The 10,980-nt window shown below is 75.0% G+C and carries 12 protein-coding genes; 7 read left to right on the forward strand and 5 right to left on the reverse strand.

Annotation, left to right across the window (positions count from 1 at the left end; translation table 11 throughout):
* Positions 1-10: 10 nt before the first annotated feature.
* Positions 11-409, reverse strand: a complete 399-nt coding sequence (locus tag DMP15_RS22955) for a hypothetical protein (RefSeq protein ID WP_337826429.1) — start codon at positions 407-409, stop codon at positions 11-13.
* Positions 410-633: 224 nt separating this feature from the next.
* Between DMP15_RS22955 and DMP15_RS22960 the strand changes: the two genes are divergently transcribed.
* Positions 634-909: a hypothetical protein gene (locus DMP15_RS22960; RefSeq protein ID WP_073578221.1), complete on the forward strand. Its 276-nt coding sequence runs from the start codon at positions 634-636 to the stop codon at positions 907-909.
* Positions 910-969: 60 nt separating this feature from the next.
* On the opposite strand, the gene DMP15_RS22965 is transcribed toward DMP15_RS22960, so the two are convergent.
* On the reverse strand, positions 970-2,745 hold the full coding sequence (locus tag DMP15_RS22965; RefSeq protein WP_073578222.1) for an L-lactate permease: 1,776 nt from the start codon (positions 2,743-2,745) through the stop codon (positions 970-972).
* Between the two features lie 105 nt (positions 2,746-2,850).
* Positions 2,851-3,837 (reverse strand): thiamine-phosphate kinase, encoded by a 987-nt coding sequence (locus DMP15_RS22970; protein WP_073578311.1) that lies wholly within the window; start codon positions 3,835-3,837, stop codon positions 2,851-2,853.
* A gap of 100 nt (positions 3,838-3,937) precedes the next feature.
* On the opposite strand from DMP15_RS22970, the gene DMP15_RS22975 reads away from it, so the two are divergent.
* Together DMP15_RS22975 and DMP15_RS22980 are read left to right on the forward strand one after the other, a co-directional pair.
* Positions 3,938-4,174 (forward strand): Lrp/AsnC family transcriptional regulator, encoded by a 237-nt coding sequence (locus DMP15_RS22975; protein ID WP_020627802.1) that lies wholly within the window; start codon positions 3,938-3,940, stop codon positions 4,172-4,174.
* A 28-nt stretch (positions 4,175-4,202) separates the two neighbouring features.
* Positions 4,203-4,724, forward strand: a complete 522-nt coding sequence (locus DMP15_RS22980; protein WP_073578223.1) for a DUF3515 domain-containing protein — start codon at positions 4,203-4,205, stop codon at positions 4,722-4,724.
* On the opposite strand, the gene DMP15_RS22985 is transcribed toward DMP15_RS22980, so the two are convergent.
* Positions 4,725-5,795, reverse strand: a complete 1,071-nt coding sequence (locus DMP15_RS22985; protein ID WP_073578224.1) for a D-alanine--D-alanine ligase family protein — start codon at positions 5,793-5,795, stop codon at positions 4,725-4,727.
* A 137-nt stretch (positions 5,796-5,932) separates the two neighbouring features.
* Positions 5,933-7,270, reverse strand: a complete 1,338-nt coding sequence (gene pdxR / locus DMP15_RS22990; RefSeq protein ID WP_073578225.1) for a MocR-like pyridoxine biosynthesis transcription factor PdxR — start codon at positions 7,268-7,270, stop codon at positions 5,933-5,935.
* Positions 7,271-7,338: 68 nt separating this feature from the next.
* Between pdxR and DMP15_RS22995 the strand changes: the two genes are divergently transcribed.
* The 4 genes from DMP15_RS22995 (at position 7,339) to DMP15_RS23010 (ending at position 10,973) form a co-directional block, all read left to right on the forward strand.
* A complete protein-coding gene (locus DMP15_RS22995; RefSeq protein WP_208623055.1) occupies positions 7,339-7,992 on the forward strand; it encodes a pyridoxamine 5'-phosphate oxidase family protein in 654 nt (217 codons plus the stop codon).
* Positions 7,993-8,043: 51 nt separating this feature from the next.
* Positions 8,044-9,075 carry a mechanosensitive ion channel family protein gene (locus DMP15_RS23000; RefSeq protein ID WP_304580221.1) on the forward strand — a complete coding sequence of 344 codons (1,032 nt, stop codon included), beginning with the start codon at positions 8,044-8,046 and terminating at the stop codon, positions 9,073-9,075.
* 23 nt (positions 9,076-9,098) lie between these two features.
* On the forward strand, positions 9,099-9,482 hold the full coding sequence (locus DMP15_RS23005; protein ID WP_073578226.1) for a globin: 384 nt from the start codon (positions 9,099-9,101) through the stop codon (positions 9,480-9,482).
* Positions 9,483-9,668: 186 nt separating this feature from the next.
* Complete coding sequence (locus tag DMP15_RS23010; RefSeq protein ID WP_100879950.1) at positions 9,669-10,973, forward strand: hypothetical protein; 1,305 nt, start codon at positions 9,669-9,671, stop codon at positions 10,971-10,973.
* Positions 10,974-10,980: the final 7 nt, after the last annotated feature.

A 10,980-nucleotide genomic window follows, 5' to 3' on the forward strand; every position in this document is an offset into this window, starting at 1 on the left:
CCGCCCCCTGTCAGGAGGGACGCCGCCGGGTACGGCCCACCGGGCGCCGGTGCGACCGGCGCCATGCCGTGGCGCCGGCCGTCCGGGTACGCCCGGGCGTCCCGCCGGCCGGGACCGGGGACCCGGGGTCACCTCCGGGGTGCCGCGGGACGGACGGGCCGGCACCGGTGGACGTGGCGGGGTCGGACAGCTCGTCCGGCCGCCGGTGCAACGCCCGCAGCTGGGCACGCAGCGCGACGATGTCCCACTTGCGGGCGGTGTGCTCCCGCTCGAGCCGCTCCAGCCGCCGGTGGGCCAGCACGAGCAGCACACCGGCGGCGATCCACCCCGCCAGGGCGGCCCACGCCACCACCGCCACCAGCCCCGACACGCCCGCTCCGTCCACCCGTCCCACCTGCTCGGCACTCACCGTAGCGAGCACCCGGGTCTCCGACGGCGTGCCGGGTGAGCCACCGCACACGTCTCCGGAGCACGTCACGTCGGTACCCTGGGTGTGCAGGCACCGCCGCCCCGCGCTCGCCTCCCGGGCCCGGCGGTGGCCCGTCCCGGATGCGGCCCGTGCGGGTGGACCCCGGCCCCGGCGGGTACGGGTCCCGGCGATGCGCCCCGCCCGAGACCGTGAGGAGGCCGGAGATGCAGCAGGCCGTCGGTAACGACCCGACCACCGCGAGCGATGGACCGGCCGTGGAGGAGACGACCGTGCACCCCGAGAAGACCCCGTCGCCCGATGCGCGCCACTTCCCCCAGACCCTGGTCGCGATGGACCCGCCCACCCTCCCGGCGGCCCACCTGACCCCGCCGCCCGCGGAGTTCCGGCAGTTCCCGGCCCCGCAGCGGTCGGTGCCCGGTCACCCGAGCCTGCGGAGCCGGCTGCGCCGGGTGCTGCTGTTCTGGCGTCGCGGCTCCTGATCCACACGACGACGGCCCGGTCCCCGCAGCGATGGGGACCGGGCCGTCGTCGTCTCCGGGTCAGGCCGGCAGCCGGGTCGCCGCCCGCCGCAGGCCCACCACGATCGCGGCCAGTGTCAGCAGCACCAGGGTGAGCAGCACCGTGCCGGTGTTGAGCCCGACGCCGTGGATCAGCACGAACGCCAGCCCGCCCGAGAGCAGGCAGTAGTACGTCATCGGGATGATCGTCATCCGGATCACGTCGCCCTCCCGGCCGAGCAGCCCCACCGTCGCCGACGCGGCGACGACGTTGTGCACGGTGATCATGTTCCCGGCGGCGCCGCCGACCGCCTGGGCCGCGACCACCGTCTCCGGGGTGGCGCCGATGTTCTCCGCGGTCGCGAACTGGAACAGGGCGAACGTCAGGTTGGACACCGTGTTCGACCCGGCGACGAAGGCCCCCAGGGCGCCGATCCACGGTGCCAGGACCGGCCAGGCCGGCCCGGCGACGGCGGCGGCCCCCTCGGCCAGCGTCAGCGGCATCGAGGCCAGCCCGGTCGTGTTCAGCTCGGCACCGGAGTTGATCAGGATGCGGACCAGCGGCAGCGCGAACAGCAGCGCGACCGCGGCACCGGCGAGCTGGCGTCCCGACACGGCCCATGACGTCGCGACCTGGCGGCCGTTCATCCGGTGCAGGCCGTAGGTGACCAGGCAGACCAGCAGGAACACCGCGCCCGGCGAGTAGAGCGGCTGCAGCGTCTCGTCGATGCCGGTCCCGAGGATGTCCGCGGGTCCGACGGTGATTCCCGACAGCGCGTCCTTCACCGGCGCGACGGTGCGGGTCAGCACCAGCACCGCCGCGACGAGCACGTAGGGCGACCAGGCCAGCCAGGTGCTCATCCGGGTGCCGGTGACGCCGTCGTCGGCACCCGCGGAGATGGTGCCGGTCCAGCGGTCGAGCCACCGCTCGCGCGGCGGGAAGTCCCACACCGTGCGCGGCATGAGGAAGCCGCGGCTGGAGGTGAACATCACCAGCGCCAGCCCGACGAGCCCGCCGAGCAGTGACGGGAACTCCGGGCCGAGCAGCGCGGCGACCAGCACGTAGGGCACGGTCATCGCGAACGCGGCGTAGAGCGCGAACGGGGCGACCGCGAGGCCCTCGGCGAAGCTGCGGTTCTCCCCGAAGAAGCGGGTCAGCAGGCACACCAGGAACAGTGGGATGAGCGTCCCGGCGACCGCGTGCAGCGCCGCGACCTCGAACCCGATCGCGGACAGGTAGCCGGTCGCGTCCAGGCCGAGCGCAGCGGTGCGCGCGTCGACCTCCGCCGACCCGGACAGCCCCTGCCCGATGCCGGTGAGTACGGGCGTCCCGGCGGCGCCGAAGCTGACCGGCGTCGACTGGATCACCATGCCGACCAGCACCGCGGCCAGCGCCGGGAAGCCGAGCGCCAGCAACAACGGCGCGACGACGGCTGCCGGGGTCCCGAACCCCGACGCACCCTCGATGAACGACCCGAACAGCCAGCCGATGATGATCGCCTGGACCCGCCGGTCCGGGCTGATGCCGGTGAACCCGGCACGGATCGTCGCGAGCGCGCCGCTCTGGGTGAGCGTCTGCAGCAGCAGCAGCGCACCGAAGATGATGTAGAGCAGGCCGACCGCGATGATCAGGCCCTCGATCGTCGACGCGACGATCGCGGTGGTGCCCATCCCCCAGACCAGCGACCCGATCAGGGCCGCCGCGACGAAGCCGAGCGGCATCGCGTACTTCGCGGGCCAGCGCAGCCCGACCAGCAAAACCGCGACGACGAGGATGGGGGTGAGAGCGAGCAGGCTGAGTACGCCCAGGTTGTCCACGGTGACACCCCTCCGGTGCGGGGCGAATCGCGACACGTGCCCGAATCGCCCGATCGTGAGGGCACGATGTCACCCGTCCCGGCGCCGCGCAAGCACGATGTGGAATCAGTATTTCGCGAAGTGGACCCAGCCGCCGTCGCCGTCGTAGGGACGGCCGTCGACGGTGACCCCCGGGCCCGCCTCGTCCGGTGCCTCCACCGCCCCCACCTCGGTCCAGCCCTCGGGCAGCGGCGCGTCCCCGGGGAAGGTCGCCGCCAGCGCGTGGTCCTCACCACCGGTCAGGACCCAGCGCAGCGGGTCCAGGCCCAGCGCGGACGCGATCTCCGCCATCCGCGGGGCCACCGTGAACGGCCGCGACCGCAGCCGCAGCGCCACCCCCGAGGCCCGCGCGACGTGTGCCAGGTCGGCCAGCAGGCCGTCCGAGACGTCGATCATGGATGTGGCGCCGGCGTCGGCGGCCTGCGGACCGGCGGAGTAGGGCGGTTCCGGGACCCGGTGCGCGTCGACCAGCGCCGCCGGGGAGCGGAACCCGCGCCCGAGCACCGCCAGCCCGGCCGCGGACCAGCCCAGCCGCCCGCAGACCGCGATCCGGTCCCCCGCCCGGGCCCCGGAGCGCAGCACCGGGGCCCGGCCCTGCAGGTCCCCCAGCGCCGTCACCGAGACGACGATCACCGGCGCCGAGGTCAGGTCGCCCCCGACGAGCCCGGCCCCGGTCGAGCGGGCCTCGGCCCACAGCCCGTCGGCCAGCTGCTCGAGCTGCGCCGCGGGCGTCGACGAGGGGCACGCCAGCCCCACCAGCAGCGACGTGGGCACCGCCCCCATCGCGGCGATGTCGGCCAGGTTCGCGGCCGCGGCCTTGCGCCCGACCTGCTCGGGACTCGACCAGTCGAGCCGGAAGTGCACGCCCTCGACGAGCACGTCGGTGCAGGCGACGACCCGCCCGTCGGCGGCGGTGACGACGGCCGAGTCGTCCCCGGGACCGAGCTCCGTCGTAGCCGGTTGGACACGGTCCGTGGTGACCCGGTCGATCAGTGCGAACTCACCGACCTCCCGGAGTGAGACACCGGTCTCGGAACCGCCCTCGGGCGTGATCGCGGATGGGGACACGGGGGCGGCCTCCGGTAGGTTCTGCGTCCGACATTCCTGCCGCCAACCATCCGGCAGGTCGGCAGTTACCGGAAAGGGGCACGCCGTGGTGCAGGCATACATCCTCGTCCAGACCGAGGTCGGCAAGGCCGCCTCCGTCGCCTCCGAGATCGGGGGTCTGCCGGGCGTGGTCTCGGCCGAGGACGTCACCGGCCCGTACGACGTGATCGTGCGCGCCGAGGCGGACGACGTCGACGAGCTCGGCCGGCTGGTCGTGGCCCGGGTGCAGAACGTCAACGGGATCACCCGGACGCTCACCTGCCCCGTGGTCAAGCTGAGCTGAGACGGGCGCGGACGTGGCAGGGGCACGCATGTCACCACCGGTCGTGGTGGCGATCGCGCTGCCCCTGCTGCTCGCCCTCGTCGTGGCGGGGCTCGCGGTCTGGGCCCGCCTGACGACGGGGCCGGACACCGGCCCCCTGGAGCTTCCCGCACAGGCCGCACCGCAGGCGTCGTCGACGTCGTGCGACGCGGTGCTGCGCGCGCTGCCGGCCGGCATCCCCGGCGACACCGGGGACCTCGCGCCGCGCGAGATCGACCCGCCGGTCCCCGGCGCGCGGGCGTGGGTCGCCGAGCCGGAGCCGGTGGTGCTGCGCTGCGGCACCGAACGGCCGGCCGAGCTGGGGCCGACCTCGCCGCTGATCGTCGTCAACGGGGTGAGCTGGCTGCCGCTGGCGACCCCGCAGGGCGCGCTCGCGACGACCTACGCCGTCGTCGACCGCGGGGTGTACCTGGAGCTGTCCGCGCCCGCGGAGACCGGTCCGGGGCCGCTGCAGGCGGTGTCGGACGCGGTCGTCGACGCCCTCCCGCCGCAGCCGGTGCGGGTCCGGTAGCTACCGCAGCCCGGTCCCGCGGGCCAGCGCGGTGTCGACCATGGTGCTGAGCAGCTCGGAGTAGTCGAGCCCGGTGACCGCCCACATCTTCGGGAACGCGGAGCTCGGGGTGAACCCGGGCATCGTGTTGACCTCGTTGACGGTGATGTCGCCGTCGTCGGTGACGAAGAAGTCGACCCGGGCCAGGCCCTGCACGTCGAGCGCACGGAACGCGGTGATCGCCTTCCAGCGCAGCGACTCGGTGATCTCGTCGTCGAGCTTGGCGGGGATCTGCAGCTCGGAGGTGTCGAGGTACTTGGACTCGAAGTCGTAGAACTCGCCGTTGTAGCGCAGCTCGGCGGGCAGGCTGGCGCGGACGCTGCCGTCGGGGAACTCCAGCACCGCGCACTCGATCTCGCGGCCGGGCACGGCCGCCTCGACGAGCACCTTCGGGTCGTGCCGGCGGGCCTCGGCGACGGCGGCGTCGAGCGCGGCCGGGTCGGTGACCCGGGTGACGCCCATCGAGGACCCGGCGCGGGCCGGCTTCACGAACAGCGGCAGACCGAGCCGGTCGCGGTCGGCGAACCCGATATCGGTGCCGGGGCGGAGCACGACGCCGTCGGCGACGTTCAGGCCCTCGGCGCGCAGCAGCTTCTTCGCGAACTCCTTGTCCATGCCGACCGCGGAGGCCAGCACGCCGGCGCCGACGTAGGGCAGCCCGGCCATCTCCAGCAGACCCTGGATGGTGCCGTCCTCGCCGAAGGCCCCGTGCAGGATCGGGAAGACCACGTCGACCGAGGTCAGCGCCTCGCGCGCGTCGAGGCGGACCAGGCCGCGACCCGGTTCGCCGGGCAGCACCAGGGCCTCGGCGGTCCCGTCGACCTCGGGCAGCTCGCGACCCGAGATCGCCAGCCGGACCGGGTCGGACGGGCCGACCACCCACGCCCCGTGCGGGGTGATCCCGACCGGGACCGCCTCGAACCGCTCCGGGTCGAGGTGGGTCAGCACGCTGCCCGCGGACACGCACGAGATCGCGTGCTCGGAACTGCGGCCGCCGAAGACGACGGCGACCTTGACCCGGTCGGCACTCATGGGGCCCGAGGGTAGGCGGCGGCTCCGCCGGGTCGCACAGCCGGGCGTCGGCCCGGCCCTCGGCACAGCCGGGCGTCGGCCCGGCCCTCGGCACAGCCGGGCGTCGGCCCGGCCCTCGGCACGGCCGGGCGGGCCGCTCACCCCACCAGCGCCGCCAGCGCGGCGGTCAGCTCGGCCCGGGTCCCGGCGGCGTACCCGACGACCAGGCCGGACGTGCCGGGCCCGTCCCGGTGGTAGTCGGCCAGCCCGCGCACGGCGACGCCACGCCGGGCGGCCGCGGCGATCGCGGCCCGCTCCCCCTCGGGAGGGCGCAGCACGAGGTGCGCCCCGGCCGGGTCCCCCTGCGCGGCCCAGCCCGCCGTGCGGGCGGTGTCCAGGACCAGGGCCCGCCGCTCACGCAGCTCGCGGCGCAGCCGTCGCAGGTGCCGGGACAGGTCGCCGTGTGTGGCGAGCGCGGTGAGGACCAGCTGCCCCGCGGGCGACGGCCGGGTGCCGGTCCGGGCGCGCAGGTCCCGCCACGCGGCGACGACGGCGGGCGGCGCGACCGCCCAGCCGACCCCCAGCGTCGGGCTGAGGATCTTGCTCGCGGTGCCCAGGTGCACGACGTGGGCGGGCGCGAGCGCGGCGAGCAGGGGCAGCGGGGCGACGTCGTAGCGGAGCTCCCCGTCGTAGTCGTCCTCGATGACCAGGAAGTCCTCGGCGCGGGCACGCCCGACCAGGGCGACCCGGCGGGCGGCGGACAGACGCACCGCGGTGGGGAACTGGTGCGCGGGCGTGGTGTAGACGGCCGCGCAGCCGGCGGGGACGGCGTCGACGACCAGGCCGTCGTCGTCCACGGGCACGCCGAGGACCCGCAGCCCGGCGGCCCGCAGCGCGCTGACCGCCCGCGGGTACCCCGGCTCCTCGACGGCGACGGTGGCCCCCGCAGGCAGCAGCCGGGCCAGCTCGGCGACGGCGGCGGAGGTCCCGGCGGTGGCCAGCACGGTGCCCGCGGGCGGGGTGAGCCCGCGGTGACGCAGCAGGTGGCCGGTGACGGCGTCGTGGAACGCGGGCAGCCCGTCGGCGCGGGGCCGGTCGTCCGGGGGCGGATCGGCGGCGGCCCGCCAGGCGCGGCGCCACATCGCGGGGTCCAGCGCGGCGACACACGGCCGCCCCGGGTCCAGCACCGACGGCTCGGCATGCGGACGGGGCCCGGCGGGCGCGGCCGGGCCCGCCGGGGCGGGCCCGGGGACCGCGGTCACGAACGTCCCCGCGCCGACCCGGCCGGCGACCCAGCCCTCGGCGAGCAGTTGGTCGTAGGCGGCGGCGGTGACCGTCCGGCTCACCCGCAGCGTCGTCGCGAGCCCCCGGGTCGACGGCAGCCGGTCGCCGGGGCGCAGTGCCCCGCCCACGGCCGCGGCGCGGAGACCGTCGGCGAGCTGGACCGCCAGCGGGGTCGCCGCGGCGCGGTCGAGGACGATCGGGAGATCCTGCACAGTGGCCTTTCGTCCGCGACCGGAAGTGGCCGTTCCAGGATGCCACTGTCGAGAGCCATCCTCGGCTGGTGACGCTCTCCCCCACCACCCGCAGCACGCTGGGCCGCAAGCGCGACCGGGCCGCCGTCGACCGGTCCGACCTGCACGCGGTCCTCGACGACGGCCTCGTCGCCCACCTGGGCTTCGTCCGCGACGACGCACCCGTCGTCCTCCCGACCGCCTACGGCCGCGACGGCGACACGCTCTACCTGCACGGCTCGTCCGGGGCCCGCTACCTGACCGGCGACACGCTGCCCTGCTGCGTGACCGTGACCCACCTCGACGGCATCGTGCACGCCCGCGCGCTCATGCACTTCTCGATGAACTACCGCAGCGCGGTCGTGCACGGCGACGCCCGCCGCGTCACCGGCGACGACGAGCGTCTGCACGCGCTGCGGGTGATCGTCGAGCACCTCACCCCGGGCGCATGGGACCACGCCCGCCGCCCGGACCGCCGGGAGCTGGCCGCCACCGCGGTGTTCGCGCTCGACCTGACCGAGGCCAGCGTGAAGAGCCGCTCCGGGCCGCCGTCCGACGACGAGGCCGACGTCGCCGCCGGTCTCGCCTGGGCCGGCGTGGTGCCGCTGCGGACCGTCGCCGGGCCTCCGGAGACCGCCCCTGACCTGCAACGACACCGGTCGGTTCCGGACCACGTGCGCGACCGTCGTCACACCGGCGGGTGACGTAGCCTCGGGGGTTCCGACGCAGCCCTCACCGCCCCCCGAGGAGGACTCGTGACCCCCGTCGTGCTGCCCGACGTACCCCTGCAGAACGTGACGCTGATGCCGGACTGCGTGCACGACGCCGGTTCGTGGTGCGCCACGCTCTACCGCTGGACCAGCAACGACTTCCTGGCCCAGCACGCGGACACCCTGGTCAGCAGGACCGTGGCGATCACCGTGATCGTCGTGGTCGCGGTGCTGTTCCGGTGGCTGGCGCACCGGGCGATCGCGCGGATGGTCGACGGCGCGACCAACGGCCGGTTCACCGCGCTGGTGGGCCGGGCCCGCCGGCTGCGTCCGGGTGGCGGCGCCGCCGTTGCGCCGGCGGCGGACCCGGGTACGCAGCGACGGGCGCAGCGGGCACGCACGATCGGCTCGGTGCTGCGCTCGATCGTCTCGGCGGTCGTGCTGCTCGTCGCGGTGATGATGGTGATGAACGAGCTCGGCTACCCGCTGGGCCCGTTGCTGGCCGGTGCCGGGGTGATCGGGCTCGCCATCGGTTTCGGTGCGCAGAACCTGGTGCGCGACTTCCTGTCCGGCATGTTCATGCTGCTGGAGGACCAGTACGGCGTCGGCGACGTCGTCGACGTCGGGGAGGCCGTCGGCACCGTCGAGGCGGTCGGCCTGCGGATCACCACGATCCGCGACATCAAGGGCACCGTCTGGTACGTCCGCAACGGCGAGATCCTGCGCGTGGGCAACATGAGCCAGGGCTACGCGGTCGCGGTGGTCGACCTGCCGATCGCCCACCACGCCGACGTCGAGGAGGCCACCGAGCTGGCCGGGAGCACCGCCACCGAGCGCGCCTCCCAGGACGACATCGCCGGTGACGTGCTGGAGGCCCCCGAGGTGCTCGGCGTCGACAAGATCGGCCCGGAGGGCGTCACGCTGCGGATCACCGTGCGGGTCAGTCCCGGCCGGCAGTGGGCGGTGCAGCGCGCGCTCAACGGCGCGATCACCGACGCGTTCGACGACCACGGCATCCCGCGGCCGATGGTCTACCCCGGCGCGGCCTTCGACGGCCAGGCGCAGAAGCAGAACTGACGACTCCTGGGAGACTGGTCGGCGTGAGTGCACCGCAGAACTTCTACGCCGAGGTGGGTGGCGCCCCGGTCTTCCACCGGATCGTCCACCGGTTCTACGAGGAGGTGGCCCGGGACGAGGTGTTGCGGCCGCTGTACCCGGAGGAGGATCTCGGCCCGGCCGAGGACCGCCTGCGGATGTTCCTGGAGCAGTACTGGGGAGGTCCGCGCACCTACTCCGACCAGCGCGGCCACCCCCGGCTGAGGATGCGGCACGTGCCGTTCACGATCGGCCCGATCGAGCGCGACGCCTGGCTGCGCTGCATGCGGATCGCCGTCGACGAGGAAAACCTCTCTCCGGAGCACCGCGAGCAGCTGTGGAACTACCTGCAGTACGCCGCGGCGAGCATGCAGAACTCGGAGTTCTGACCCGAGTAGGGGTATTACCACACACTGTGATCGCCGGCCCGGCCGTCCGGCGGCCATTCGAGTGGCATTCGGGCGCTTTCCGGGTTGATCCAGCGCTGAACGTGACCGAATGCGTCCGGTCTCGTTGGACGGGACGCCGCCCCGGCACGTCGGGCGGCTCGTAGTCACCCGTCTTGGGGGTTCATCGTGAGCGTCTCTCCCTCGCTGTCCGGTCCGCATCGGCACGAGCCGGTCGACGGGTCGTCGCGGCACACGCACCGCGGCGGTGACTCCGGGGCCCACCCCGACCGCCACGACGGCGAGGACGGCTCCTGGTTCACCGTCGTCCTGCGCGGCTACGACCGCGGCGAGGTCGACACCCGGCTGGCCGAGCTCGACCACCGCATCCACGACGAGATCCGCCGCGCGGACGCGGCCGAGCAGTCGCTGTCCGCGGCCCGCGCGCAGGTCCGGCGACTGCAGGAGCAGCTGGAGAACGACTCCGCCGCCCGGGCCGGTGAGGAGCGCCGCGCCGAGGAAGCCGGCTTCGGCCGCCGCGTCGAACGCGTCCTCCAGGCCGCCGAGCAGGAGGCGGCCGAGCTGCGCGATCGTGCGGCCGACGAGGCCGCGGAGATCGTGGAACGCGCTCGCCGCGAGGCCGAGGACCGTCGCTCCCGCACCGAGGAGGCGCTGCTCGGCCGCGCCGCCACCCTGGACCGCGAGTTCGCCTCCCGCAGCAGCACCCTCGACGACCGTGAGCACGACGCCGACCGCCGCGAGCGCGACCTCGCCGAGCGGGAGCGCACCGTGTCCGACCGGCTGTCCGGCGTCCGCACCGAGGCCGAGCGGATCCTCGCCGACGCCCGCTCCGACGCCGAGCAGACGCTGTCCACCGCGCGCGCCGAGGCCGCCGCGCTGCTGCGCGACGCCGAGCAGGGCGCCGGGGAGCGACGGTCGGCGGTCGTGCGCGACGTCGAGCGGCTCGCCGCGCTGCGCGACGACGTCCGGGACGAGCTGACAAGGGTGCAGCGCACCCTCGCCGAGGAGCTGGACCGTGAGCCGGTCTCGGCCGCCCTCGACGACGCCCTGTTCGGCCCCGCGCCCGTCTCCCTGCCGCCCGTCTCCCTGCCGCCCGTCTCCCTGCCGTCCTCGACCTCGGCGCCGGCGTCGGACGAGGGTTCGATCGCCTCGGTGTCGGAGCTCGGCAGCAGGCCGTCGGCCGACGCCGCCGGCTCGGAGGCCGGTGATCCCGCCGACGACGAGGACGAGGACGCGCCCGCCACCGGTTCCCTGCTCCTCGGTCCCGGGCACCGCCCGGCCGAGGAGGACCCCGACAGCACCACCGTCGGCCGCATCCCGCCGATCTCGCTCACCTCGATCGGGGTCCTCCCGTTCGGTGATCTCGGAACGGGGCGTGACCAGCCCCGGACCAGGACGGACGTCGCAGGTGGGACGACCAGGACGGGCCGGGGGGCCACCCGGGGTCCGGGCCCGGGGCGACGCTCGCGATAATCGAATC

Origin of the sequence: Pseudonocardia sp. UM4_GMWB1 (assembly GCF_017312155.1) — a bacterium.
Taxonomy (GTDB): domain Bacteria; phylum Actinomycetota; class Actinomycetes; order Mycobacteriales; family Pseudonocardiaceae; genus Pseudonocardia; species Pseudonocardia alni.